Annotated in this window: 22 protein-coding genes; 13 read left to right on the top strand and 9 right to left on the bottom strand. The window is 39.5% G+C overall.

Annotation, left to right across the window (positions count from 1 at the left end):
• Positions 1-26: 26 nt before the first annotated feature.
• Together T7867_RS16950 and T7867_RS16955 are read right to left on the bottom strand one after the other, a co-directional pair.
• Positions 27-3,182, bottom strand: a complete 3,156-nt coding sequence (locus T7867_RS16950; RefSeq protein WP_322299583.1) for a T9SS type B sorting domain-containing protein — start codon at positions 3,180-3,182, stop codon at positions 27-29.
• Between the two features lie 79 nt (positions 3,183-3,261).
• Entirely contained in the window at positions 3,262-6,354 is a 3,093-nt protein-coding gene (locus T7867_RS16955) for a PKD domain-containing protein (protein WP_068221726.1), read from the bottom strand.
• A gap of 242 nt (positions 6,355-6,596) precedes the next feature.
• On the opposite strand from T7867_RS16955, the gene T7867_RS16960 reads away from it, so the two are divergent.
• From T7867_RS16960 to T7867_RS16970, 3 genes are read left to right on the top strand one after another with little or no spacing between them, the layout of a single operon-like run.
• Complete coding sequence (locus T7867_RS16960; protein WP_068221724.1) at positions 6,597-6,983, top strand: DUF3127 domain-containing protein; 387 nt, start codon at positions 6,597-6,599, stop codon at positions 6,981-6,983.
• 1 nt (position 6,984) lies between these two features.
• Positions 6,985-8,181: an L-2-hydroxyglutarate oxidase gene (gene lhgO, locus T7867_RS16965; protein WP_068221722.1), complete on the top strand. Its 1,197-nt coding sequence runs from the start codon at positions 6,985-6,987 to the stop codon at positions 8,179-8,181.
• Positions 8,182-8,241: 60 nt separating this feature from the next.
• Entirely contained in the window at positions 8,242-9,075 is an 834-nt protein-coding gene (locus T7867_RS16970) for an endonuclease/exonuclease/phosphatase family protein (protein WP_068221720.1), read from the top strand.
• Here T7867_RS16970 and T7867_RS16975 read toward each other — a convergent pair.
• Entirely contained in the window at positions 9,072-9,989 is a 918-nt protein-coding gene (locus tag T7867_RS16975; RefSeq protein ID WP_068221718.1) for an AraC family transcriptional regulator, read from the bottom strand. The two genes, T7867_RS16970 and T7867_RS16975, sit on opposite strands and share 4 nt — an antisense overlap.
• Positions 9,990-10,189: 200 nt before the next feature.
• Between T7867_RS16975 and T7867_RS16980 the strand changes: the two genes are divergently transcribed.
• Together T7867_RS16980 and T7867_RS16985 are read left to right on the top strand one after the other, a co-directional pair.
• Positions 10,190-11,713: an aldehyde dehydrogenase family protein gene (locus T7867_RS16980; protein ID WP_068221716.1), complete on the top strand. Its 1,524-nt coding sequence runs from the start codon at positions 10,190-10,192 to the stop codon at positions 11,711-11,713.
• The gene (locus T7867_RS16985; RefSeq protein ID WP_068221714.1) at positions 11,713-12,075 is read left to right on the top strand and encodes a DUF779 domain-containing protein; all 363 of its coding nucleotides are present in this window, start codon (positions 11,713-11,715) and stop codon (positions 12,073-12,075) included. The genes T7867_RS16980 and T7867_RS16985 overlap by 1 nt, the downstream gene beginning before the upstream one ends.
• Here T7867_RS16985 and T7867_RS16990 read toward each other — a convergent pair.
• Entirely contained in the window at positions 12,072-13,031 is a 960-nt protein-coding gene (locus T7867_RS16990; RefSeq protein ID WP_068221712.1) for a YheT family hydrolase, read from the bottom strand. The two genes, T7867_RS16985 and T7867_RS16990, sit on opposite strands and share 4 nt — an antisense overlap.
• Before the next feature lie 83 nt (positions 13,032-13,114).
• On the opposite strand from T7867_RS16990, the gene T7867_RS16995 reads away from it, so the two are divergent.
• Positions 13,115-15,517 carry a TonB-dependent receptor gene (locus tag T7867_RS16995; RefSeq protein WP_068221710.1) on the top strand — a complete coding sequence of 801 codons (2,403 nt, stop codon included), beginning with the start codon at positions 13,115-13,117 and terminating at the stop codon, positions 15,515-15,517.
• A gap of 794 nt (positions 15,518-16,311) precedes the next feature.
• Positions 16,312-16,929, top strand: a complete 618-nt coding sequence (locus T7867_RS17000) for a deoxynucleoside kinase (RefSeq protein WP_068221708.1) — start codon at positions 16,312-16,314, stop codon at positions 16,927-16,929.
• Positions 16,930-17,197: 268 nt separating this feature from the next.
• Here T7867_RS17000 and T7867_RS17005 read toward each other — a convergent pair whose 3' ends face one another.
• On the bottom strand, positions 17,198-17,674 hold the full coding sequence (locus T7867_RS17005; protein WP_288342727.1) for a DUF2452 domain-containing protein: 477 nt from the start codon (positions 17,672-17,674) through the stop codon (positions 17,198-17,200).
• A complete protein-coding gene (locus T7867_RS17010; RefSeq protein WP_322299584.1) occupies positions 17,671-17,868 on the bottom strand; it encodes a hypothetical protein in 198 nt (65 codons plus the stop codon). The genes T7867_RS17005 and T7867_RS17010 overlap by 4 nt, the downstream gene beginning before the upstream one ends.
• A 66-nt stretch (positions 17,869-17,934) precedes the next feature.
• Here T7867_RS17010 and dinB point away from each other — a divergent pair, with 66 nt between their 5' ends.
• From dinB to T7867_RS17030, 4 genes are all read left to right on the top strand, one after another.
• The gene (gene dinB, locus T7867_RS17015; protein WP_322299585.1) at positions 17,935-19,035 is read left to right on the top strand and encodes a DNA polymerase IV; all 1,101 of its coding nucleotides are present in this window, start codon (positions 17,935-17,937) and stop codon (positions 19,033-19,035) included.
• Between the two features lie 58 nt (positions 19,036-19,093).
• Positions 19,094-19,561 carry a MaoC family dehydratase gene (locus T7867_RS17020; protein ID WP_068221701.1) on the top strand — a complete coding sequence of 156 codons (468 nt, stop codon included), beginning with the start codon at positions 19,094-19,096 and terminating at the stop codon, positions 19,559-19,561.
• Positions 19,562-19,815: 254 nt separating this feature from the next.
• On the top strand, positions 19,816-20,685 hold the full coding sequence (locus T7867_RS17025; RefSeq protein WP_322299586.1) for a hypothetical protein: 870 nt from the start codon (positions 19,816-19,818) through the stop codon (positions 20,683-20,685).
• Positions 20,675-21,838 carry an AAA family ATPase gene (locus T7867_RS17030; RefSeq protein WP_322299587.1) on the top strand — a complete coding sequence of 388 codons (1,164 nt, stop codon included), beginning with the start codon at positions 20,675-20,677 and terminating at the stop codon, positions 21,836-21,838. The genes T7867_RS17025 and T7867_RS17030 overlap by 11 nt, the downstream gene beginning before the upstream one ends.
• A 124-nt stretch (positions 21,839-21,962) precedes the next feature.
• Here the strand turns inward: T7867_RS17030 and T7867_RS17035 are convergent, their stop codons facing one another.
• Complete coding sequence (locus tag T7867_RS17035) at positions 21,963-22,376, bottom strand: DUF4442 domain-containing protein (protein ID WP_322299588.1); 414 nt, start codon at positions 22,374-22,376, stop codon at positions 21,963-21,965.
• Positions 22,377-22,455: 79 nt separating this feature from the next.
• On the opposite strand from T7867_RS17035, the gene T7867_RS17040 reads away from it, so the two are divergent.
• The gene (locus T7867_RS17040) at positions 22,456-22,890 is read left to right on the top strand and encodes a peptidylprolyl isomerase (RefSeq protein WP_068221696.1); all 435 of its coding nucleotides are present in this window, start codon (positions 22,456-22,458) and stop codon (positions 22,888-22,890) included.
• A 56-nt stretch (positions 22,891-22,946) separates the two neighbouring features.
• On the opposite strand, the gene T7867_RS17045 is transcribed toward T7867_RS17040, so the two are convergent.
• Positions 22,947-23,912, bottom strand: a complete 966-nt coding sequence (locus T7867_RS17045; RefSeq protein ID WP_273277490.1) for a tryptophan 2,3-dioxygenase family protein — start codon at positions 23,910-23,912, stop codon at positions 22,947-22,949.
• Between the two features lie 65 nt (positions 23,913-23,977).
• Here T7867_RS17045 and T7867_RS17050 point away from each other — a divergent pair, with 65 nt between their 5' ends.
• Positions 23,978-25,192: an acyl-CoA dehydrogenase family protein gene (locus T7867_RS17050; RefSeq protein WP_068221693.1), complete on the top strand. Its 1,215-nt coding sequence runs from the start codon at positions 23,978-23,980 to the stop codon at positions 25,190-25,192.
• 136 nt (positions 25,193-25,328) lie between these two features.
• Here the strand turns inward: T7867_RS17050 and T7867_RS17055 are convergent, their stop codons facing one another.
• Positions 25,329-25,994, bottom strand: coding sequence for an SRPBCC family protein (locus T7867_RS17055; RefSeq protein ID WP_322299589.1), 666 nt, complete (start codon positions 25,992-25,994; stop codon positions 25,329-25,331).
• Between the last annotated feature and the right edge of the window lie 92 nt (positions 25,995-26,086).

The raw sequence follows: 26,086 nt of genomic DNA on the forward strand, positions 1-26,086 counted from the left end.
AAAGAAAGACAAGGAACTCTGTACTATTAACGAATAAGATTAAAGCTTCCTCTGTAGGTTTCTTCAAAAGGACGATTATTTACAACTCCTGAATAAAAAATCAGGTAGGAGTAGTTACTTACAGCTGCTGGTTTTCCAAGATATGTTCCGTCCCATCCCTCTTCAACGTTGGTAGTGGTGTATACTACAGCACCCCACTTATTATAAACCTGCATCATAAAACCTGAAGAACAATCAGCCTGTGGCATAAAAATGTCATTTTCACCATCATTATTTGGGCTGAACGCATTGGGAATAAAGATTCTTGGTTCTCTTTCAGAAATGTCAAATGTCATACTCTTCTCGCATCCATTGCTATCTACCAGTTTTACCGTGTAAGTTCCTTTTGCAAACCCACTTCCTTCGGTTGAAGCAACATTTGGATTATTACTCCAATAGAAACTGTAATCAGGCGTGCCTCCTTTAGCATCTATAAAAGTTCTTCCATTTGATTCATCAGGACAAACTGGAACTTTAATAAATGCTTCCATATCGAATTGAAGAGGCGATGGTTCAGAAACTTCTATATTCTGAGAAATTGAACATCCATTTCTATCAGTGATGGTTATGGTATACTCACCTTTCCCCAGTCCACTTATATCACCACTACTAAATACGTTAGAGACGCCATTACCTTCTACCAAAAATGAGTAATTGCCAGCTTGAAACGGTGTACCGCCTTGAACTTCTACTTTGGCTCCTCCACTATCTTCTTGATAACAAAATGAGGGAATAACCTCAATATTAGCAAACAATGGATCTGGCTCATTTACGTATATGCTACTAACGGTAGAACAGCCCAATTCATCGGTTACAGTTGCAATATAATTCCCTGAACTCAAACCACTTATTGACTCCCCTTGCATTCCATTGTCCCATGTTACCTCATAAGCACCACCTTTACCTCCAGCAATGTTTAGGACAATACTTCCATTAGATTCTCCCTTGCACAGTACATCAAACACCTCTGGCGACACGGTAACCTCTTTCAATACCTTTACTTGAAGCTTATCAGAGAAGCCCTCGCAATCAGATAGTTTCTCATTGAACTCTCTATACCAAACCTCTCCAAAAGAACTATTACCCCAGTCTATGAAGACTTCGTTGGAATTGATATCTGTATCTGGTGTAAAACTCCCACCATTTACAAACCATTGATAACTGGAGCCAGGGGTTTTAGGAGTAAAGTACTTTACTCTTTGCCGATCCGAAAAACAGACCTCCTTGTGGTTAGAACCTTCAGATTGAGGGATGGCTGGCTGAAGATTGGGATTAACTCTGATTGGAAAAGTCACCTTCTCTCCTTCACAACCAAGGCTATTTGTAGTCACTACGTAAAGTGCTGCATTTTCATTGCTATCTCCCCAATTCACTGTAACTGTGCTGCCCACCGAAGAAGAAACGATTACACCGCCTTCAATTCCCCATGAGTAAGAGTTACCTTCATCACCAGTAACCTGATACACCACTCCTTCTGTAGCTGGACAAACCGACCGAGGCCCTACCAATTCTTCTGGAGCTGAATCTTTTACAATAAACTTTCTTGCTATTAAGTCTTGCGTACTGCAATTACCTAACCCGTCACTGGCTAACAAAAAAACCTCATACTCACCCGGCTCTTTATACTGGTGATTTATTTGTGCTCCATGTGCCTTATTACCATCACCAAGGTCCCATTCAAAAATGGAATAATCTGGAACATCTGGACCAGCCTTGATAAATACTGAAAAATCTATTGTTTCATTAATACAAATCTCAGACAAATCTGGGCTAGCATTCTCTGCTCCTAATTCAATTTTAACATTTAGATTTTCTAAGGCTACACCTGCACTATAACCGAAAGACTCCTGACTTCCATATCCATAAATAAACGCTATAACCCCATCAGGTGCTTCTAGGGTATGACTCCCTTGCTGAATTTCTATTGATGCATAAGCGGCATCTTGGAAAGAGCTAAACCGATTTTTTATATTAACCCCATCTAGTAAAACATCACTTTCATCAGATGATAACTTGATAAGAGTTAAAAAATAACGGTCTATGTCTTCTACGTCAAAAGCATGGAAGGTAGCTTGCTGAATTCTCTGCTCAAGAGGACTTACCACTATGTAAAAGGGGTCAGAGTTGGTTTTATCACAAGAGCGAGACCTGCTAAACTGTGAGAAGCTTATTGGTTTGTCTGAGGTTATCTTTCTTACCCCATCCATAGCTTTGTTAATATATGACTCTCCGGCATCTAGTGTAATAGTCCCTATTCCACCAGTTAAAGTCACCTTTGTATTATCAAATGCCGCAAGAATTTTTATGTAGTCACCACCTAACCGAGTTTCATAAGGCACGTAAAGAAAGTTTTGCCCCCAAGTAGATAGTGGAAACATCTGTTCAAAAAGGTGGTCTCTTGCATCACCACACCCCCCTACATTGGTAAAAACATTTCCTCCAAAAACGGCTACCTTTTTACAATCTGTATTATTCGAACTTACAGACCTTACAATTGTACCTGTAAGGTCTTCTCTCGACTTGATTTGATATGTCTCACCTGCATTTAAAGTAACATTATTAGACTCTCCTTTCTTTAGACCTCTATAAGTGTCTACAGTTGTTATAACCTCTACCTGAGTATTATCTTCAGTGGCTACAATTAACATATTTGATTCTCTAGAAGATGGTATAATATCACCAGGAGGCTCCATATGAGCAGTAACTATATACTCCTTCCCTAAAGCTGTTGTTGGCAAAACTACCGTTGCATCTGCACTAGATTGTCTTTTATTCAAAGCATATACAGAAACAAAATTATCTGAAGTAACTCGGAGCCCGATTGGTCTTATACCTTCCTTTAAAGGCATAAACTCCGATGTGGGTAGAACAACTTTCTCAGTAGAGCCCGGACTTACCGTTACTGTTTGCTTAAAATCACCTAAAGGTGCTTCTACTGTAACTTGTGACGTTTGCCTAGAAGAAATATAGATTTCTAAGAAAACTGGAGGACCACCTAACTCATTCTGCATAAAGCCCAACCAGAACTCTTTACCTTCGGTGGTAGTTTGAGAAAATAGTTGTGTATTTACGAGTAATAATAAGAATACTGCACAGCAGATCCGAGCCAATTTCAGCATGGTGTGATTACTTAGATATTGCATTATTAATACACTCAAAACAACCAGACTACCTTAGCCAGTACTGAGCAACTCATTGATCTGACTCTCTATAAGTGAGAATCTATCTAATCAAGTCAAAGCTTCCCCTATAGGTTTCTTCAAAGCTTACCTCATTTAGACTACCTGCATAAAATACCACATAGGAGTATTTGCCTTCTGGGGCAATATCACCCTGATAGGTTCCGTCCCAACCTTCAGATAAATCTTCGGTAGAGAAAATAACTTGTCCCCATTTATTGTATATCTGCATATAGTATGACACTTGGCAGTCTGCTACTGGCTTAAAAGTTTCGTTTTCGCTATCTCCATTAGGGCTAAAGGCCGTAGGGAAGAATATCTTTGGAAATCGTTCTGTTACATCTACTTCTAACGAAGTTTCACAGCCATTGGCATCAACTATCCGTACCGAATAAGCACCTTGACTTAAATCTGAAGCATTGGCATCGTCAGTGGTAGGTTTATTGCTCCAATAGAACTGATAATCTGGTGTACCCCCCTTTGCATCTATAAAGGCTGTACCATCACTAGCTTGAGGACAAATAGGATCGTTGATCAATGATTCAAGGTCTGCCTCTAAAAGTGGGGGCTCATCAATAGTAAAATTGGCTACAGCCTGACAACCATTGGCATCTGTTACCGAAACTACATAATCTCCGGCTGGTAAACGAGAGTTCACATGGCTGGTAGATGATGTCTGAAAACCATTCGATTGCCAGTTAAAGGTATATTCACCATTCGGTAAAGGCGTTCCGCCTATTACCTGCAAATCGGCAACTCCATTTCTGTCTTGGAAGCAGCTTACTCCTTGCGGAACAACATTGGCTATCTGAAGCCTCTCTGGCTCACCAATTGTAACTGTAGTTGTTATCTGGCAGCCTAATTCATCAGTTATAGTTGCTGTGTAGTTACCCGTTCTTAAGTCGGAAATTTCTTTTCCTGTTTTACCATTATCCCATTCCACCTGATAATTACCTGGCTTACCACCAGTAATATCTAAACTAATAGTTCCGCTAGCACCTCCATTGCATAAAACATCTGAATTACTAACTATTGACTCAAGCGCAGGATAAACCCGTACGTTTAAGGTATCAGAATACCCTTCGCATTCGGCTATTAAGGGATTAGACTCCAAATACCATATTTTCCCGCTAACATTCTCTTCCCACTTTACAAAGACTTCAGTATCTCCTGTGCCCATTGTTTCAATAAAATCTCCACCTTCTACAAACCATTTGTAAACCGAGCCATTAGTAGGGGTAAGAAAATATCGTTGAGTTAGTCTTTCAGCATCACAAACCTCAGAGTTAAGTCCGTCTGTAGATACCGCTGCTTCGGTAAACGGAGCTATTGGCTCCAATCTTTTATTAATGGTAACAGGTAAAATTAGAGTATCTCCGAGACAGCCCAAACTATTACTCGGCAGCACTTTAATACTAGCGTCAGTTCTAGCAGCCCCCCAGTTTACCATAACAGATTCTCCAGAACTTGGACCGTCAAACTCTCCTCCTTCTATAAACCACTGGTAACTATTCCCTTCTCCGCCAGAAACTGTGTACTCTATCCCATCTACATCAGGACACACAGACAGCGGGCCAGTCACTTGCCCGACCTCAGTTTCTTGTACTTCAATAGTTTTAACTACTGTTTCGGAATTTCCACATGAACCTTGACCGTCTGATGCTGTCAGAATAACATTATAAAAACCGGGAGCTTCATAGGTATGGTTTACTACTTCTCCGTTATCAGTAGTACCGTCACCAAAATCCCATTCAAACGTATTATAAGGAGATACTTCACCTGGCTCTAAAGTGAAATTGAGAGAGAACTCAATATTAGCATCGAGACAGGCTTGTTGGTCAATTATGCTGATATATTCATCATCTCCTTCAATTTGAAGGTTTAAATTTTCTAAGGCAACTCCAGCCGAATAACCAAATGACTCAACATTTCCATATCCGTATACAAAAGCAATAACCCCTTCTGGGGCCTTTATGGTGTGATTCCCTTGGCTTATTTCAATTGAAGTATAGGCCGTATTACCAAATGTTGTAAACTCACTACCAACATTTACATTATCTAAAAATACTTCAGCTGTAGCTCCTGCCTCCGTTATCATTGTTAGGTAATAACGGTCAATCTGATCAACAGAAAATGCATTAAACGTAACCTCTCTTATTCTCTGCTCTAAGGGGCTTACAAGAATGAAAAAAGGATCTGAAGGCACCCCATCGCACTGTTGAGATCTACTAAATTGTGCGAAACTGATTGGCTTATTTGACTCAACGCTTCTAACACCATTCAGCGCCTTTATTTTGTATACCTCACCTCTATCTAAATTTATTGAACTATTACCAGAAATATTGACTACCGTGTTGTCTTCCGAAGCAATGATTTTGACATAGTCTCCCCCTAATCTAGTTTCGTAGGGAACATATAGAAAGCTTTTACCCCATGTAGAAATTGGGAACATTTGTTCTAAAAGGTGGTCTCTTGCATCACCACACCCTCCTACATTAGTAAAAACATTCCCACCAAAAACTGCAATATTTTTACAATCATCAGAGTTGGTACTCACCGACCTTACGTATGTTCCAGAAAGGTCTTCAGTTCGTAAAGCACTTTTGATTAAGTAAGTTTCACCAGCATTTAAAGTGACGGTGAATGGGTTATTTGGTAGCTTTCCAGAAGCTGTTCTCACTGAAGGTGTAATTTCAACTTCTGTGTCGTCTTGTACCGCTACAATCAACAACTCCGACTCACGAGCGTTATCCACAATATCAAAGTTTGGTTCGGCATGAGCGGTTACAAAGTACTCTTTACCTAAAGCTGTTGTGGGCAAAATAACTGCCGCATCAGCGCTGAATTGTCTTTTATTCAAGGCATATACAGAAATTGGTATATCTGAAGTTACCTTAAGTCCCATATCATAAACACCTTCATCTACAGGCATAAATTCATTAGCAGGTATGGAAACGAATCGAGCTGTACCAGCAGGAACAACAATTTCTCTTCTGAAATTACCTCTAGGCGCTGTTATTACTACATTTGCTTCTTGTCTAGATGAAAGATATATCTCTAATTCGACACTAGCCGGATTATCGTTCTCCATGAAGCCTAACCAAAACTCTCTTCCCTCAGTTGTTACCTGAGCCATAGTTGTGACAGACAACAGGCTTGTCAATAAAATTAGTTTTAGTCTCCTCAAAGTCTTTTTTGTGTAGTAGTGTTACAACGGTAACCTCAAATATGAATAATTATAAAACTTCATTAAACAGAAATAGAATATTTCTTATTCGACAATTTGAAGGTCAATAGGTTTATCACAATTCAGATAATCACATCCCTTAGCTTGCGTATTCTGGTATAATTGAATTGTTTTGAAGCAAAATTGAATTGATGGATATTAAAGCGAAGATTGAAAAGATATTTCCCACACACCAAGTAACAGGCACATTCAAAAAAAGAGAGTTTGTCGTAGAGTTTGCAGAAAACCCTCAATACCCTGAGTATGTGAAGTTTGAATGCATTCAAGATAAATGTGATATGTTAGATAATTTCTCTACTGGGCAAGAGGTTACCATCAGCTTCAACCTAAAAGGAAGAAAATGGACAGACCCGAAGAACGGAGAAGACAGATACTTCAACACCTTACAAGCATGGAGAATAAATGCTGAAAGCACTGCCGCACCTGCTCCTAATGGTGGTGGTAATACACCTCCTCCTCCCTCTGCCAATGATGAACCAGATTGGTTGAGCGAAGATTCTGACGACTTACCATTCTAATATGAAATATAATGTAGTGGTTATTGGTGGTGGTATTGTTGGCTTATCTACTGCCTATCAATTGCTTAAAAAGAAGCCAGGACTCAAACTGGCTCTGGTTGAAAAGGAGACCGTAATTTGTAAGCATCAGACTGGGAATAATAGTGGAGTAATACACTCAGGCCTATATTATAAACCAGGTAGCCTGAAGGCGAAGAATTGCATAAACGGTTACGATATGCTCCTGAACTTCTGCAAAGAAGAAGGAGTACCTTACGAACTTTGCGGTAAGGTTGTAGTAGCTACAGACGACTTCCAAAAACCACTACTTGAAAACCTATATAATAGAGGTTTAGAAAATGGACTCGATCAGATCTCTAAGCTTAGTATTGAAGAGCTGAAAGAGATTGAACCACATGTTAATGGCATTGCGGCCATTAAAGTGCCTTACACTGGAATAATTGACTATACGGCAGTTGCAGAAAAATATGCTGAGAAAATAAGAGCCTTTGGAGGTGAGATTTTTCTAGGTGAAAAGGTAAATGACATTAAAGAAATCAATAAGATTTCAGTCATTGAAACTAACAAACAAAATCTTGAGGCCGACTTAGTAATTAATTGTGGCGGACTTTATTCGGATAAACTTGCAAGGAAAACATCTGAAGATGTAGACCTCAAAATCATCCCATTTCGGGGAGAATACTTCAAGCTGAAACCTGAAAAAGAATATTTAGTAAAGCACCTGATTTACCCTGTTCCTGATCCTAACTTCCCGTTTCTCGGAGTACATTTTACGAGGATGATCAATGGAGGTATCGAAGCTGGCCCTAACGCAGTACTGGCATTCAGAAGAGAAGGTTATAAGAAATCGCAGATTCATTTGGGTGAACTTATGGAGTCTCTAATGTGGCCAGGATTCCAAAAAGTGGCTATGAAGTACTGGAGAACAGGGTTTGGAGAAATGTATCGATCATTCTCAAAGGCAGCCTTTACCAAAGCACTTCAAAAACTTATCCCCGAAATTCAGGAAAATGACTTGGTCGATGGTGGTGCTGGAGTAAGAGCTCAAGCCTGTGACAGGACCGGTGGTTTGCTCGATGATTTTGCCATCTTTGAGTCAGAACAAGCCATTAATGTTTGTAATGCACCGAGCCCTGCTGCTACTTCCTCACTATCTATAGGCAACACGGTAAGCGACTTGGCTTTAAAACGTATTTAATTCACAATTAACTAATGCTAGGTATTTCTGTTTATCTAGTGATAACCTTTATTTGCCGGCATGAGATTTAATCGATTATACCTTTCTGTTCTTTTACTCCTTCCACTAAGCCTTTTCGCTCAAGAGATCAATGTGGCTAGCTATAACATTCGTTTCAACAATCCTCATGACAATGAGAACTGGTGGGGCCATAGAAAAGAAGCCACAGTTGATCTATTAAAAGCCAATGATCTGATTTCATTCGGTGTTCAAGAAGCGGTTTTAAACCAGATGAAGTATCTGGATAGCAACTTGGAGAACTACAGCTATGTTGGTGTTGGCAGAGATGATGGAAAAACTGGTGGCGAATACAGCGCTATTTTCTACAGGAAAGATTTAAAGCTAATTACCAGTGGAACTTTCTGGCTATCTCCCACTCCCGACAAAGTTTCTAAAGGATGGGATGCTGCTCTACCAAGAGTTTGCACCTATGCTCAGTTTGAAATGGAAGACGGGAACAGGTTTTGGCATTTCAATACTCACTTCGATCATGTAGGTGTAGAAGCAAGAGCTGAGTCTGCTGAACTTATTGTTGATAAAATTAAAGAAATGACTGGAAAAAGAGATGCAGTTATTCTAACTGGTGATTTCAATGTTACTCCAGATACTGACCCATACGCTAACATTGTCAAATACATGGATGATGACTTGGAGAAATCTAAAGGTAAGCTTATCGGCCCAATCGGAACTTTCAGTGGATTCGATGTAAACTCGAAGTTGGAAAGAAGAATAGACTATATCTTTAGCAGAAACCTAGAAGTATTGAGCTATTCGCACCTAGACGATAAAAGAGATAATGGCCTTTGGGTCTCCGATCATTTACCAGTAGTAGCAACTTTCAGGTTGAAGGATTAATTAAGAAGAGAACCATTCGACTGATTTTTATACGCCCTTGGAGAAAGGCTATTCTGGCGCTTGAACATTCTATTAAAGTAAGAAAGACTGTTGAACCCACAAGCCATATACACTTCCTTCACTCTTACCTGAGGGTCTTTCAACATACTTTCTGCAAGCTTAATTCGCTCATTATTGATGAAGTTAACAGGAGAAATTCCCATTTCATTCTTGAATACTCTGTGAAAATGCGATGGGCTCATGCAGACCTTTTCGCTGAGGTCCTCAATGGTCAAAGGTTCATGCAAATTCTCTCTAATATAAGCTACAACAAAGGCCAGCCTATTGCTGCTACTCATACTAATGGCCTTCTCAGAATAGATCTTTCTGGTTTCAGTTTGTAGAATTCGAACGATCAATTCCTTTAAAGACATGTTTACAAACAAGTCTTTTGCAGGATGATTCTCTGTAAAAAGGAACATCAGCTTTTTGATGATCTGGTTAATCGCCACTTCATTGGTAAAGTGGAAATTGTAATCGGTAAAGCGCCATTCTGCATCATCGGCCTTTGGCATCACTTCATTCATTTCCTGAATTACCTTTCTAATCCTAACTTCATCAATGGTCATGGCAAGGCACTTGGTAGGGTTATTCATTTGCGCCTCAGGAAAATCAATACACATCACTTCTTGTGATGGCAAAATCAATGATTCGCCCGGCAGGAAATCGAATGCACTATAGTCTCTCAGGTGCATCACCTTCTTTCCCATTAACATACTTGCCAAAACTGGTTGATCGAATTGGAGCAAGACTCTATCAGCTTCTTGGTGAGTTTCGAAAACATGCATTTCTGCACTGTTAACCGTATAGGTGGTCTGATTTTCGACTAACGTCTGAAGTTTTCGGTCTTTATAAAATTTGTCTGACAGCTCCATAGCACCTCAATTCCTTTGACATCAAATTACTCAGCCAAAGTGAATTATCATCAAAATTTAGTGTCGCCTGACAGACAATGCAAGGATTGTTCATCTTTTTGGCAGAATCCATCAAGCAAACGATTTCAGCGGTACATAATTTTACAAAAAGCACTACTCTCAAAACATTAAAATGAATTTTAAACAAAACATAGATAATTATGAGTGAAGCAATAACAACAGCCGCTACTGCGGTTGAAAAACCGAAATTCAAAGATCAGTACGATAATTTCATTGGAGGTAAATGGGTAGCACCAACCAATGGAGAATACTTCGAGAGCATTTCTCCTGTAGATGGCAATGCCTTTACTAAGGTAGCAAGGTCTTCTGCAGAAGATGTAGAACTAGCGCTTGACGCTGCATGGGAAGCTGCTAAAACCTTCAACGTATCATCGGCTACAGAAAGAAGCAACATGCTGCTAAAAATAGCAGATAGAATTGAAGCGAATCTTGAGACTTTGGCCAGGGTTGAAACCTGGGATAATGGAAAAGCTATTAGAGAAACTAGAGCTGCCGATCTTCCTTTGGCAGTTGATCACTTCAGATACTTTGCTGGGGTAATTCGTGCCGAAGAAGGCTCAGCAAGTGAACTAGATGCTAATACGGTTTCTCTCAACATTCTGGAGCCGCTCGGTGTGGTTGGCCAAATTATTCCATGGAACTTCCCGCTATTAATGGCAACTTGGAAACTTGCTCCAGCTCTAGCTGCTGGCAATTGCGTGGTTATTAAACCTGCAGAGCAAACTCCTGTGGGCATAATGATTCTGATGGAAATGATTGAAGACATTCTTCCTCCAGGGGTTGTGAATGTAGTTAACGGTTTCGGAGTTGAAGCTGGAAAACCTTTAGCTTCTAGCCCAAGAGTTGAAAAAGTAGCCTTTACAGGAGAAACTACCACAGGTCAGTTGATCATGCAATATGCTGCCAAAAACATTAAGCCAGTTACACTGGAATTAGGTGGGAAATCGCCTAACGTATTCTTTGAAAGTGTAATGGATGCTGACGATGACTTCTTCGACAAGTGTTTGGAAGGTGCCGTAATGTTCGCCCTAAATCAAGGTGAAGTTTGTACTTGTCCTTCAAGAATTTTAGTTCAGGAGAGCATTTTCGATGCCTTTATAGAAAGAGTGGTAGAACGAACAAAGGCGATTAAGCTCGGCCACCCGCTCGACCCAAATACCATGATGGGAGCACAAGCTTCAAACGACCAGTATGAGAAGATTCTCAACTACATAAGTATTGGAAAAGAGGAAGGTTGTGAAGTGTTGGCTGGTGGAGCAGCAGCATACAACGAAGGCTTAGAGGGCGGATATTACATTCAGCCAACCATTCTGAAGGGCAACAATAAAATGAGAGTGTTCCAAGAAGAGATCTTCGGACCAGTAGTATGCGTTACCACTTTTAAAGATGAAGCAGAAGCACTCGAAATAGCCAATGATACACTTTATGGTTTAGGTGCAGGTTTATGGACTCGCGACATGCATCAGGCATATCAAATTGCCAGAGGCATTAAAGCAGGTAGAGTTTGGGTAAACTGTTATCATAATTACCCTGCTCATGCACCATTCGGAGGCTACAAAAAGTCTGGAATTGGTAGAGAGAACCACAAAATGATGCTTTCTCACTACAGACAGACTAAGAACATGCTAATATCTTACGATAAAAAAGCATTAGGATTCTTCTAATGACAGTCCAGAGAGTTTTAATAACCATGGAAGCCGCTGCTGTTGTCGACCAATTACGGCAACAGCATGGCTCTCTCATGTTTCATCAAAGCGGGGGTTGTTGCGATGGCTCATCTCCTATGTGTTTTCCAGAAGGCGATCTCTTTCTAGATGATTCAGATATACTTTTGGGTGAAGTTGCTGATTGTCCCTTCTACATGTCGAGGGATCAATTTGAATACTGGAAGCATACTCAACTTACAGTTGATGTCACCAAAGGCAGAGGTTCTAGTTTTTCGTTAGAAATTCCGATGGGCATCAGGTTTATCATCAAATCGAAGCTATTTTCAGAAGAAGAATTAAGAGAGCTAGAGCTAGTCTAAGATTCATTCAAAAACTCAAAAGCTCTTTTTTCACTGTAAGTATATTCAGAATTCCAAAGAGCAAAACCTACATGACCTCCCCTTTTGGGTGTTTCTAAGAAGATATTGCTATTGGTTTCAGCGAGCTCAAACGGATAGCACTTGCCCTTCAACAACGGGTCGTTCAATGCATTGATGATGAGTGTAGGTCTATCTATATTCTTCATAAAGGGATAAGGATTACAAAACTCATAAAAGGCCTTAGCACTCTCAAAGTCATTAAGTGGAGCGGAATAACGATTATCGAACTCTTCTAAGTTTCTGATATCATCAATCCCTTCAATATCGATCTCCGAAAACTGCTGAGCCTTAGCCTTTATCTTGACTATCAACTTTTTTAGGAAACGTTGCTCATAGAGCTTGTTCGACTTATCATAAAGGGTTTCTACACTATGCGGAAGATAGCAAGGCACAGAAATAGCCACGGCCTTCTTTACCTGCTTTGGTAAAGGGAATTCTTCTCCCTGTCCCATGAAGCGCAATGTCTGACCACCTCCCATACTTATTCCGGCCAAACAAACTTCATCGTAACCTTGAGTCTCTAAAGCATGATTTACCACCGTTCTGATATCGTAGCTAGCGGCATGGTGATAGAGCTTAATTGTCTTATTCATTTCACCATTGCAGGTTCGGTTATTCCATGCTGCAACATCCCAACCGTTGCTACTAAAAAGCTTCGCCAAAGCCGTGACATAGTGTCTGTCTGAGCCACCTTCTAATCCATGAGAAATTACCAATAACCTTCTATGGCCATTTCTAACCCAGTCTACATTTAGAAAATCATTATCTGGTGTGTCTATTTGTTCCCGGGTATAACTGACATCAACCTTACGCATTAAGCTAGGAATAATGGTTTCAGCGTGTTTATTGAAATAGTAAAAAGGAGGACCTTTGTATTTAGACTCTACAATTGGCATGCGGTATCAGCTATATTTGTTGCAAGCAAGACCTTAATTCATCAAATGCAAAACCATTTTTTGTTTATTCGCAGTTTCAGTTTATGATTCGATTTACCATCGGTTTTGCCCTCTTCATTTTGACCTTCTCACTCAAGGCTCAAACCATAATGGTGATTGACAAAACCACACAGAAACCTATTGAGCTAGTTACCATTCAAGAAAGAGGAACAGACAAGGGTGCAGTCACTGATAAAGCCGGGAGAGCTAAACTGAAGGGTTTTTCCACCGAAGGTGAACTCATTTTCAGACACCCATCTTACAGAGCAACGCTCATCAAATACAAAGAGCTTGTCAGAATGGGCTTTAGGGTTGAACTCAAGGAAGATATTACCGAGATGGATGGCGTTGTCGTTTCTGCCAATCGCTGGGAACAATATCAAGAGGAAATACCACAGCAAATTGTTGAGTTCGAAAAAGAAGACATTGCGCTTGCCGAACCCGCTACCACCGCAGATATGTTAAGCTCTAACAGTCAGGTTTTCGTCCAGAAAAGTCAACTGGGTGGTGGCAGTCCGATGATCAGAGGCTTTGCGGCTAACGGTTTGCTCATTGTGATTGATGGCGTTCGAATGAACAATGCTGTATACAGGAGTGGAAATCTTCAAAATATAATCAGCTTAGACCCTGCTAGTATTGAAAAGGCAGAAGTAGTTTTTGGGCCAAGCTCAGTAGTTTATGGTAGCGATGCTTTGGGCGGAGTGATGGATTTCCACACCAAAGAGCCCTCTTTTTCCGACTCCGAATACCTTGGTATTTCATCAGGAGGGTTTGGTCGATATTCTTCAGCCAGCGGTGCCATTTCGGGCAACTATAACATTGAATTTAGCTTGCCCAACTTTTCAAGCTTTTCGAGTGTGAGTTATCGCAAGTTTAGCGATTTAAGAACTGGCTCAAGAAGAACCGATGAATTTCCCGACTTCGGTAAAAGGCTGGAATACATTGAACGGCAGGGCAATACTGACATTATTGTTCAAAACGACAAGCCAAATATTCAGCGACCTTCTGGTTACGACCAATATAATGTCTTGCAAAAATTCAAGTGGAGACTCGGTTCATTTATGGACTTCTCTTATTCCTTTCATTATTCCGGTTCGTCTGACATTCACAGATACGACCGACTGATTGAAAAAGAAAACAACGTTCTGAAAAATGCAGAATGGTACTACGGACCGCAACTGTGGCAAATGCATGCCTTTCAAAGCAACTTCACCTATCCAAACACATTTTTCGACAGACTAAGGCTGACAACAGCCATTCAGTTTGTAGAAGAAAGCCGACACGATAGAAGGTTTCAATCTGAAATTCTAAGAAACAGAAAGGAAAAGGTGAATATCCTATCGCTAAATGTTGATGCCTACAAGTCGCTAGGATTCAGTAACGAGCTGTACTATGGCTTAGAAATGGCTACCAATAAGGTGGAGTTTTCTGCCTTCACCGAAAACATTATGACCAAAGAAATTGGAGCATTAAGCACCCGATATCCTGATGGAGGCTCGGACTACAGTTCTGCAGCAGCTTATCTAAGCATAAAAAACAACCTTAGCAGCCGTTTAATCCTAAACTCAGGTGTAAGGTATACCTTCACAAAACTTAAATCGAAGTTTGAAGATGATACCTTATATAACTTCCCTTACAATGAAATTAAACTGAGCAATGGTGCCCTAACGGGAAACCTAGGCTTGGTATTTAATCCAGGCAACGGATGGAAATTCAACACATTGGTTTCATCTGGTTTTAGAGCACCCAATGTAGATGATGTTGCCAAGGTATTCGATTCCGAACCAGGTGCTGTAGTTGTTCCTAATACTGAAGCAAAGCCGGAATACAGCTACAATGTGGAATATGGAATCAGTAGAAGTATCAAAGATAAATTCAGCTTTAACTTTGTAAACTACTTCTCATTCTTAAGAGATGCTTTAGTTCGAAGGCCGTTCACTTTCAATGGTCAAAGTCAGATTGAATATGATGATGTTTTAAGTAATGTTTTTGCTGAACAAAATGTTGGTGAGGCTTACATCTGGGGAGTTAGTTTGTACGGTAATTGGAATATCCAGAAAGGTTTATCTATGAATGCATCAATCACCTATACTAAAGGTGAAGACAAAATCAATAATGAGCCACTCAGGCATGTTCCTCCCATATTTGGAGAGGCAGGTATGAGTATGACCCAAGGAAAACTCACTTCATCTTTTCTTATCAAGTTTAATGGTGGAATAGCTTTCAATGATTTAGCACCTTCGGAACAGGCCAAACCACACCTTTATACTGCAGATGGGGTACTTCCGTGGTATACCATTAACATCTACAACTCCTATAAACTGAGTGACTATTACAGCATCAATTTTAACTTAGAAAACATACTAGACACTCACTATAGACCTTACTCCTCTGGCATCAGCGCACCAGGATTAAATGCGGTAATCTCCTTTAGGGCTAGTTTTTAAAAGTATGCTTAAGCACAACTCTTTTTTATCTCGACTTTACGGAGAGATCAGCCAAAAGAGTTCATTGAGCAGATCTCTTGGCTTCGCTCAGGATGAAAATGTAATAAAAATTTATCCTCTCAATTTTATCATACTCCTTTCCGTCTAATCTGCAATACTGACGGAAAGCCAATGCCTGTCCCGCTATGGACACTTCATCATTACTCCGAAAACAACCTTAAGCCTTACTATACCTTTAGGTACAACGCATATTATCTCTTGCACCTAAAGGCATACCTCTAAACGCCTTGACTATTCTACCATATCTAGCACGAATAAATCCTCCTTTTAAAAAGGAGATGCCCACCCCGAGACTTCGGAGGGCAAAGGATTTTAGTGAAGATGAAATATGTTTGGTTCAAATTCTCCTAGCCCCATTTTCAACAAAGGGCGAATGGACTCTGCTAGGTTGAAGGGCCGTACATTTAAGGTATTTCTATTGAATGGGAGTTAGATGCCTTTTTCTAGGAAATCACTTTCGAAAAAGGGGGAATGGTCGTGCTAGTGTCTTAGATTTTGCTCCTAGCGTAACTAGCTATTGCAAAGAAACCATTCTGATTATATCGTAACACTTTATTAATCTTTGGTTTACTTTTTAGATAAACTCCACCTGTACATTAGTGCTTAATTCATATCTCTTCATATTTATTGGGTGTTCGTAAAAAAGGTCTGTCGATACAGGCTTTTTTTCGTTTATCACATGCCTATTCCATCCACTCTTAATAACTTGCGACCCGAAAAAATTTTAATAGTCGATGCACGTTGCGATAGCTGGAAATATTGGGTCTGGAAAAACGACATTAGCCAAAATGTTGGGCAAAACTTATGGTTGGAATGTTCAGTTAGAATCGGTTGATGACAACCCATACCTGAAAGACTTCTATGAAGACATGACCCGTTGGTCTTTCCACCTACAAGTATACTTTCTGAATAGCAGGTTCAACCAAGTAGCTAAAATTAGAGAGGCCGAAAAAGGAACCATTCAAGACAGAACTATTTATGAAGACTGTCACATTTTCGCAGCTAACCTTTTCAAGTCGAACTTTATCTCTGAAAGAGACTACAACAACTATTTAGAGCTCTTCAATTCTATGGTAAGGCACGTACAACCACCTGACCTGCTCATCTACCTAAGGGCTGGAATTCCGAAATTAGTTGCCAATATTCAAAAGCGTGGCAGAGACTATGAAGAGCTAATCAGAATTGAATACCTCAAAAACCTTAATTCGCATTACGAAGACTGGATTGGCACTTACGATCTTGGAAAATTATTGGTGATTGATGTCAACGAACTCGACTTTGTGAATAATGTAGAAGACAAGGCCTACATTCTAGAAAAAGTAGACTTAGAGATTAACGGTCTTTTTGCTTGAACCAAATAGATAAAAAGGTTGATATGTTTGGTGAAGCGTCTATTATAAAAGACACTAAACAACTGAAAATCAGAGCAAACGAATTGATCTTGTAGAAAAAACCAATTGCGAATTTCTTATTTGAGTTGTTATAGATAATTCCGTAATTTGAGTAGGCTAAAAAAGACTCTACTTTTTTATTACACTAACCAAGTCCTGCAATTGCAGGACATTTTTTTTCCCACATTTGGATGAGGTATTAAGCCACTGATTGCGGCCAAGTTCAGGCTTATAATTCCAAATCGCCTTCTTTAATTACCTCCCAGGTATGGTCGGCTAAAAGCTTAACCGTGGCCACGAAGGTAAACGGACAGCTCTTGCCCCACTCTTCTGGAGCAACTAATGAGAGCGTATCTGTACCATCGTTTTTTTGATAAAGGTGGTACACTCGACTAATAATAGGGTCGAAGCTCATTTTAGCCTGATAAATTCGCTCAGAAACAGACACTCTATTCTGAATAGTTTTAGCCTGTTCGGCCAAGAACTGCATCTGCTCATAAATCTGCTTCATGTCCATTTCCGTCTGATCATACATGGCAGAAATAGCTCTCCCTTTGATTTTGCCTTTGTCTTCAGGCTTAATCATAGCGCCTCCAACCGTATGAGGAAAAGGAATGATACCGGGGTTTTCAGTGGTCATCTCCCCCATTCTTTCTAGATCGATTTTATCTACATCAACCTTTTTTCCTGACTCTTTCTTACTCACTGATTCGGTAATTTATCTTGCTCATTATCCACTTTAACACTGTCAGACTTTTCTTCCGTTGGCGCGATTGACTCTTTCAAAAGCTTTTTAGAACCAGGAAAAGAAGTTCTTCTGGAAATATCGTAGCCTACAACCAAAGTGGCTAACACAAAAAGTATGGCAACGATAACGAATAATTTTTTCGACTTTTTCATGTGCTGAAAACAGAACCTAAAGGAATAGACAAAGTTTAATAATTCAGTGCTAAATTCGGCATCTCAGTGAAAAAAGCCTCAGAATCCTTTCGTAAAATCATTCATGTAGACATGGATGCCTTCTTTGCCTCAGTTGAGCAAAGAGATAACCCTGAGTTGAAAGGCAAACCCGTTGCTGTTGGCGGAAGCCGAGAAAGAGGCGTGGTAGCTGCCGCAAGTTATGAGGCCAGGAAGTATGGCGTCCGTTCGGCCATGCCTTCATCAACAGCCTACAGAAAGTGCCCTCAGATTATTTTCGTGAAGCCCCGTTTTGAGCGATACAAAGAAGTTTCGGGTCAGATTAGAGCCATTTTTGCCGAATACACCGATCTGATTGAGCCACTCTCTCTAGACGAGGCTTTTCTAGATGTAACCCACAACAAGAAAGGCATTGAATCGGCCACCCTCATTGCTAAAGACATCAAAAAGCGTATTAAAGAAACTACTGGTCTTACGGCTTCGGCTGGAATTTCCATCAATAAATTCATTGCAAAAATTGCCAGCGACTACAACAAACCCGATGGCATTACCTTGGTGGGACCAGAGAAAGTGGAACTATTTCTGGAAAAGCTAGCCATTGAAAAGTTCTTTGGAGTAGGGAAAGTGACTGCTGAAAAAATGAAACGGCTGGGCATTGTAGATGGAAAAACACTAAAGGAATGGACCAAAGAAGGCCTCACTTCGGCATTTGGCAAAAGCGGTGGGTTCTACTATGAAATTGTAAGAGGCAATGATAACCGGCCCGTAAACCCCAACCGAATCAGAAAATCTCTGGGAGCAGAAAACACCTTTTCAGAAGACTTTCACGATTTGGCCGATATGAAAATGGCGCTCGACCCTATAGCCAGAACTGTTTACAAAAGACTAGAGGCCGCAAATAAATGGGGAAAAACCCTTACAGTAAAGGTCAAATTCAGCGATTTTACGCAGATTACCCGCAGCCAAACGCATGACCACGTAATAGATAGTCTGGATGAAATTCTCGAAATCACCTTTCAAATTATGGATCAGATAGACTGGGACAACTTTACCGAAGGCGTTCGTTTACTTGGCATTACATTGAGCAATTTTGAAGGGGAGCAAGACGAATCGCCCAAATTAGGCCAGCAGCTGACTTTAGAATTTTAATTTCTTGCTTGATTTGACATTAAATTGACTTAGTTTCGTTCCTCAATCACACTAGCGTATGTCAAAAGTAGTAATCAACAGCCACAAAGAGTTTGAAGCCTATATCGGTGAAGAATTAGGCGTTTCTGATTATTTAAAGATAGAACAGGAAAGAGTAAACGCCTTTGCCGAAGCTACCATAGACCATCAGTGGATTCACATTGATGAGGAGAAAGCAAAATCTGAAGGTGCCTTTGGCGGAACCATTGCTCACGGTTACCTTACGGTTTCTCTCCTTCCCTACTTATGGGAGCAAATTGCCGAAATCAACAACATCAAAATGATGATTAACTATGGCATTGAGAAGCTCAAGTTTAACCAACCCGTTTTAGTAGGTTCTGAAGTACGCCTAAGAGTAAAACTCAGCAGCTTGGCGGACTTAAGAGGTATTACCAAATGCCAGCTCAATGTAAAGCTAGAGATCAAAGACAATCCAAAACCAGCCTTTACCGGAGAGTTTATCTTCCTATATCATTTTAATAGCTAATCTATCTGTCATTCCCGCGTAGGCGGGAATCTCCCTCTCAGCTTTACCTTACTCCATCGGTAGTTAAACAGCCTGTGGTTTAAACCGTGGACTGTTTTGTTAGCAAATAGTCTTCATTGAATAACTATTGAATATTATCATAGAATTCATTTCAAAATCACATAAACATCAGCATTACTTAAGTTTTCTTGGCCTCAAGAAACTTAAAACTGCCTTAAAGTATTATCTTAAAATCTTAATCGAAACCACTTAAAATGATATTCAATATTTACTATATAAATTTTCCTAAAGTGTATGAGATCAAAATGATGCTCGGAAATATCATTTTACTGAACAAAGAATTAGAGAAAGACAAGGGTATTGAGGGTGAAGCAGAGCTTAGTGCCAAGATTGATATAGGAACTAAATTATTTAAACTATTTAATACTGAAGCAGAAGGAAAGGGAAGAATTTCAGGGAGTTCAACTCAAAAGGTTCTTGAAACCTTTGAAGTAAAAACTACTAAATCTGTGATTCTAAATGACGTCCTAGAAAACACAAAGACCATTACATCATTTAGTGATATAGAGGAAGGCAATCTAATAAGAATAGACAATGTGTCACTTTCATTAGAAAACGAACCAGAATTGAGAGTAGTCAAATTATTTACAAGTGACGCATTTAAAGGAATGACAGTCCCGGGAGCCAAGGACTTTGATATTAATAACCTATTCAATTCTATGTTCAAGGATTATGCATACAAGCTTAAAGGAACAAAATCGGGCCTTGAGAAAAATATTCTAATTAAGATACCTATGACCTTTGAAAATGAATTTGAAAGTTCATACAGTGTTGATGACCTATTTATTGGAAGAGTGTCGTTGGTCGGGCTATACAAAGGGAAAATCAAACTAAGTCAACTTAAAAATTCCCTCGAGTTTTTTCAGGAAATAGGCAATATGCAAAACATCATCAACCCGCAAAATGAAGATGAAGACATACAAAATAGTCAATATGAAGAAATCCATAATCAAAATTCCTTCACCCCATTTGAAAGCGGTTTACAGGACAATAGTGAGTATCATTACATCGACATCCTATCCATCATCCAATTAATAAATACTCAAAAAAAGGATGAAAAGTAAAAAAGAGGTTCTTCTTTATAATCTATCAAAATACAAGGAGCTTAAGGTCTATTATTCAGAACAAGAGAAGGAGATAGTAAGTATCTCTGATTTTATTCAAAATGAGTCATTAATTGCTGAATGCATTGGTCATGAATATGTTATAGACATTTCAGCATTAACAAATGTAAATCAATATCATACCGAGAGAATTATTAGTCTTTTAGATAACTCCTTCACATTCGTTGCAAACATTAAACATCAAGGTTTTTTTGAGGAAGAGTTAAGATTCTGCTTTGAAAAATTCACAGTCTTTGAAGAGTATATAGAAGAGAATAGTGACTCCGATCGAGTTAAACAACTTTCCACAAAAAAGCACAAAAAGGTAATTGACATAGATCAAGATGGTCTGGATTCGTTTTTTACTAAAGTTGATCAGTCTTTATATGGTCATCAAAAATTCAAAGATGATTTTAAAGATTTAATACAAAACTTTAGAGTCTTCAATAAGCTAGGTGAACACATAATTTTATCACTGTTCTTAATGGGTGATTCAGGTGTTGGTAAAACCGAGGTTGCAAGAGCAATTCATAAAGCCTTAGGAGGTGAAGCTAAAATGGCTAAAGTCAATTTCGGCAATTACAGTAGTGACAACTCATTAAACTCCCTTATAGGAAGCCCTAGAGGATATATAGGTAGTGAAGATGGAGAAATTTTTATCAGGGTGGCTGATTCTGATACAGGGGTAATTCTGATAGATGAATTTGAAAAATCAAACTCAACTCTCTTTAATTATTTTCTAGATGTTCTAGAAAACGGAAAAATGGTTAGCTCATTAGCTCATGAAATCGACCTAAATGGCTTCATAATTATATTCACATCAAATACTTCAAAGGAGAACTTTAAGAAAGTAATTTCCCCTGAATTAAGGTCAAGATTCGATTACAAAGGCTATTTTTCAATTCTAAAAACCGAAGACAAAAGAAAATATGTTGAGTTTAGATTAAATAGCATTGTGCGCAAATTCAACAAATCTAATGAGTCTCTTTTAGATGAACCTTTTAAGCAGATTATTCTTAGTCAAATTAATGTGAGGAAATTTAAAAATATGAGAGACTTGAATAAAAGTATAAAACAGATGTTCGTCAAGGAATTGAACTCCCTAGACCATTAAGTCTTCCCTTTCCTCCCCATGACCTTAGGTCTCTAGAGACCAATTATACAAACAGAAAATCCTTAGTGAGACACTAAGACTAGTATACAAAATACTAGGCACACGGCACTAAGAACCAAAAAACCTACTTCTTCCTCACATAAATAGTCTTATCTAACTCGCAGACCACATCGCCTGCTTCATCGGTGATTTCTAAAGGGAGAATGACTTCCGTTTTCCCATGAGCATCAGCCTCTGCTCTAAGCTGCTCAACAATCGTATCATTAATCTCAAAAACGCAGCTTACTTTGCCTTTCCCGGGTTTCTTAAAGCGAATGGTTGAGGCCTTGTCCCAAACAATATATCCCTTCCCTATATTCTGTAAAATCAATAACATATAGAAAGCATCGGACATGGACATGAGCGAACCTCCAAAGTGAACTCCCACCAAATTTCTATTCCACCACCTAAGTTTCATAGTCACCACAGCCTTCTTAAAGTCGGGAGAAATGTGATTTACTCGAATACCCGCTCCCAAAAATGGCGGATAAAGGTTCATCAATTTGATTTTAGTGCGATCGGATAGCCTAAACATAAGATGGGTTGGTTACTTTTGCCCTAAATAAAACAAATAACGAATGACAGCAGAAATACATACTGAGAAAGGTCTGATGAAAGTGGAGTTTTATGAGAAAGATGCTCCAAACACAGTGAAAAACTTTGTTGACCTTTCTAAAAAAGGATTCTACGATGGCCTAACATTCCACAGGGTCATTCCTAATTTCGTAGTGCAAGCAGGTTGCCCAAATGGCATCGGTAACGGTGGCCCAGGTTACTCTATCGACTGTGAATTAGACGGAGACAACCAATACCACGATAGAGGTGTACTTTCTATGGCTCATGCCGGAAGAAACACAGGTGGTTCTCAGTTCTTTATTTGCCACAGCCGTGAAAACACTGCTCACTTAGACAGAAACCATACTTGCTTTGGTAAAGTAGTTGAAGGTGTTGATGTGGTTGACGATATCCGTCAAGGCGATAAAATCGAGAAGATTGTTGTAATCGAAGATTAATCATTTGATAATGATCATTGGTCAATAGACTTTTGCTATTGACCAATGACCATTGTCTATTTACCATTCAGTTGATTGAGTACCCAGTGTTTCCCCCACTCTGACATCTCCTGCTCTGACCATAGATCTGGAAAGAAAATCACCTTCTGGAATCTGGGCGGAAGATACTTTTGCCAGTTAGTACCTCCTGTTGCCGCAATATCTACAGGGTCTTTCTGCAAATATCTAACAGCCGATCTGTAATGGGCCAACGGCCAGTCTACATTGGCCAATAAGTCAAACTTTTTTAACTGCTCCACTACCAGTTCTTCACCCTCAACTCCCTTATAATGCTTTAAATACAGCTGATTAAAATTGGTGGTTCGAGTATCTTCGGCTAGCTGTAAAAATTCTCTTGAGTATTTTTCTTCAAACTGTTCTAAAGTCAAAGTCTTTTTACCAGACTTTAACTCTGTAGCACCAGTTTTCCAGTAAATGGCTTCGTACAACTGGTCTAGAGAAGAATAATCATCAAAGCTCTCTCGCTTGTCTAAGTTTACTAGATTAATCAAATCTGTAGAGCCAATTTCTATCATTCTATATTGCCCCGACTGAAAGCCCGAAGAAGGCAACAAAGACATTCTAAATTGAAGAAATTGCTCTTTCTCCATACCATCTGTCATAATCACAAATGAATGACACAGATGCTCAAAGTAGTTGTTGATTCGCTTAAGCCGCGCTACAAAGAACTCAACATCTGGATGATTATGCTCGTGAATCTGGCGCATCTCCCACAGGCAAAGCTTAAAATAGAGCTCTGTAATCTGGTGATAGCAAATAAAGACCATCTCATCGGGAAAGCTCGTTTTTGGTTGCTGAAGCCCCATTAAAGAGTCTAGATTAATATAATCCCAGTATTTGAGGTAATCGGCATGCAACAAACCGTCTAAGTATGAAGTCATATCTTGCCCCATGGCTTCGTACTTTTCAGAAAGCTTCTTAATTCTATCTAGTATCTTTTGGTCGATATCTGATTCACTCATACGTTTGCATAGGTTAAAAAGTGGGTGCAAATTTGACCACAAATCATACAGAAACCAAATTACCTATGGACTCAAATAAAGCTTCTAAAATTCAAAAATCTTCTAAATCCGATCTGTTTGAACATCCTGATTTCTACATGATGGATGATATGCTGACCGAAGAACACAAGATGGTACGTTCTGCGGTGAGAGATTTCGTGAAGAGAGAAATATCTCCTTACATAGAAAGCTGGGCAGAAAATGCCTACTTCCCCTATGAAATAGTAAAGAAGTTTGGTGAAATAGGTGCATTCGGTCCTCAGCTACCAGAAAAGTATGGTTGTGGTGGTATGGACTACATTGCCTATGGTTTAATTATGCAAGAAATTGAGCGTGGAGATTCTGGCATGCGCTCAACAGCTTCTGTGCAAGGCTCGCTGGTAATGTACCCTATTTATAAATTCGGTTCTGAAGAGCAACGCCAAAAATACTTACCAAAACTAGCCTCTGGCGAAATGTTAGGTTGTTTTGGGCTTACAGAGCCAGATCACGGCTCTAATCCTTCTGGCATGACTACCAACTTCAAAGACATGGGCGACCACTATCTATTGAACGGTGCCAAAATGTGGATCTCTAACTCTCCTCATGCAGATATTGCTGTGGTTTGGGCAAAAAATGAAGAAGGCAGAATACATGGCCTCATTGTAGAAAGAGGCATGGAAGGCTTCTCAACTCCAGAAACTCATGGCAAATGGTCATTAAGAGCGAGTGCAACGGGTGAATTGGTTTTCGATAATGTAAAAGTACCAAAGGAAAATCTACTTCCTGGAAAAAGTGGTTTGGGCGCACCAATGATGTGTCTCGATTCTGCTCGTTATGGTATTGCATGGGGAGCCATTGGTGCTGCTATGGACTGCTATGAATCTGCCAAAAGATATACATTAGAAAGAGAGCAATTTGGCAAGCCAATCGCATCATTCCAGCTACAACAGAAAAAGTTGGCCGAAATGCTTACCGAAATCACCAAGGCTCAGTTGCTAAACTTCAGATTGGGAGAACTTTTTAATGAAGGTAAAGCGACAACTGCTCAAATCTCCATGGCTAAACGCAATGCGGTGGAAACTGCTTTGAATATTGCTAGAGAAGCCAGACAAATGCATGGCGGAATGGGAATTACAGGCGAATACCCGATGATGCGCCATATGGCCAACTTAGAGTCTGTAGTCACTTATGAAGGAACTCACGATATTCACCTACTTATTCTGGGTGCTGAGATTACTGGAATTCCTGCATTTAAGTAACTAAAAAATATACGGATAGATAACTCATTAGAGGCTGTCTCGAAAGATAACTGTCATTCCCGACCCAGTAAGGATTCCCAGTCGAGCTGGGAATGAGGAAATAGTATCTTTTAAGACAGTCTCTTTTTGTTAAAACTTATTCATTTCCTTTTACCAATACACCTCTGGCAGAGTTTTCTGGCCAAACTAGCGCATTAGCAGGTCTTTGCTTATTAGAAGCTATTTCTCTCAAGTTTTGAAATGTGCCATTCAACCTTTTCCGAATACGCTTAATGATCATTCTGTTAATGTTCACGACAGACTTTACATCTTGATAAACGCCTAAATAAGTAACCTTTACATGCTGTTTATCTATTTGCTTAAGCTTCCATTGGGCAGAATAGAAATCTACCAAATCGTAATCCTCATCTCTATCATAGTCTTTGATTTGTGTAGACTTAGTGAAAAGCATACCATCTTCAAATTGAACATCTACTTTAACACGCCCCGTTTTCTTGACAAAGAGCCAAGGTATATTCACGAAAAAATCGAAGGTAAAAGAAGAGTCGGCCTCACTTACAACATGCATTTTGGAAGTACTCTCCCCTTCCACCCAATCATATCCATCTACATTAAGAATAAGATTCATCACCTCATAAATACTCGTATTTTCAATGATGAAATCGCCCCTCAACGCTTCGTAACCTTCTTCTAGCGTGTCTAGCTGAGTAATGCTTACTCCATCATTCTCCCAAACTTGTTGAGCTTGAATACTACCAGAAATAAAAAAACAAAGGAGTGTAAAGAAGGCTGAAAATTTCATAGTTAAGGTTGAAAGTATTGAGTAAACCAATTTAGTAACTGATTCACAATTTGTTACAAGGCCACATCAAAGCTAAAATGAATTTGATAAGA

The sequence above is a fragment of the Roseivirga spongicola genome (assembly GCF_034376045.1).
Lineage (GTDB): Bacteria > Bacteroidota > Bacteroidia > Cytophagales > Cyclobacteriaceae > Roseivirga > Roseivirga spongicola.

Coding starts and splice junctions, on each gene's coding strand:
- T7867_RS17020 (WP_068221701.1), top strand. CDS start 19,094: ATGTCAAAAGTAGTAATCAACAGCCACAAAGAGTTTGAAGCCTATATC.
- lhgO (WP_068221722.1), top strand. CDS start 6,985: ATGAAATATAATGTAGTGGTTATTGGTGGTGGTATTGTTGGCTTATCT.
- T7867_RS17035 (WP_322299588.1), bottom strand. CDS start 22,376: ATGAACCTTTATCCGCCATTTTTGGGAGCGGGTATTCGAGTAAATCAC.
- T7867_RS17045 (WP_273277490.1), bottom strand. CDS start 23,912: ATGAGTGAATCAGATATCGACCAAAAGATACTAGATAGAATTAAGAAG.
- T7867_RS17000 (WP_068221708.1), top strand. CDS start 16,312: ATGCACGTTGCGATAGCTGGAAATATTGGGTCTGGAAAAACGACATTA.
- T7867_RS16950 (WP_322299583.1), bottom strand. CDS start 3,182: ATGCAATATCTAAGTAATCACACCATGCTGAAATTGGCTCGGATCTGC.
- T7867_RS16960 (WP_068221724.1), top strand. CDS start 6,597: ATGGATATTAAAGCGAAGATTGAAAAGATATTTCCCACACACCAAGTA.
- T7867_RS17030 (WP_322299587.1), top strand. CDS start 20,675: ATGAAAAGTAAAAAAGAGGTTCTTCTTTATAATCTATCAAAATACAAG.
- T7867_RS16970 (WP_068221720.1), top strand. CDS start 8,242: ATGAGATTTAATCGATTATACCTTTCTGTTCTTTTACTCCTTCCACTA.
- T7867_RS17010 (WP_322299584.1), bottom strand. CDS start 17,868: ATGAAAAAGTCGAAAAAATTATTCGTTATCGTTGCCATACTTTTTGTG.
- T7867_RS16985 (WP_068221714.1), top strand. CDS start 11,713: ATGACAGTCCAGAGAGTTTTAATAACCATGGAAGCCGCTGCTGTTGTC.
- T7867_RS16955 (WP_068221726.1), bottom strand. CDS start 6,354: ATGGCTCAGGTAACAACTGAGGGAAGAGAGTTTTGGTTAGGCTTCATG.
- T7867_RS16975 (WP_068221718.1), bottom strand. CDS start 9,989: ATGGAGCTGTCAGACAAATTTTATAAAGACCGAAAACTTCAGACGTTA.
- T7867_RS17055 (WP_322299589.1), bottom strand. CDS start 25,994: ATGAAATTTTCAGCCTTCTTTACACTCCTTTGTTTTTTTATTTCTGGT.
- T7867_RS16995 (WP_068221710.1), top strand. CDS start 13,115: ATGATTCGATTTACCATCGGTTTTGCCCTCTTCATTTTGACCTTCTCA.
- T7867_RS16990 (WP_068221712.1), bottom strand. CDS start 13,031: ATGCCAATTGTAGAGTCTAAATACAAAGGTCCTCCTTTTTACTATTTC.
- T7867_RS17040 (WP_068221696.1), top strand. CDS start 22,456: ATGACAGCAGAAATACATACTGAGAAAGGTCTGATGAAAGTGGAGTTT.
- T7867_RS17025 (WP_322299586.1), top strand. CDS start 19,816: ATGATATTCAATATTTACTATATAAATTTTCCTAAAGTGTATGAGATC.
- T7867_RS17050 (WP_068221693.1), top strand. CDS start 23,978: ATGGACTCAAATAAAGCTTCTAAAATTCAAAAATCTTCTAAATCCGAT.
- T7867_RS16980 (WP_068221716.1), top strand. CDS start 10,190: ATGAGTGAAGCAATAACAACAGCCGCTACTGCGGTTGAAAAACCGAAA.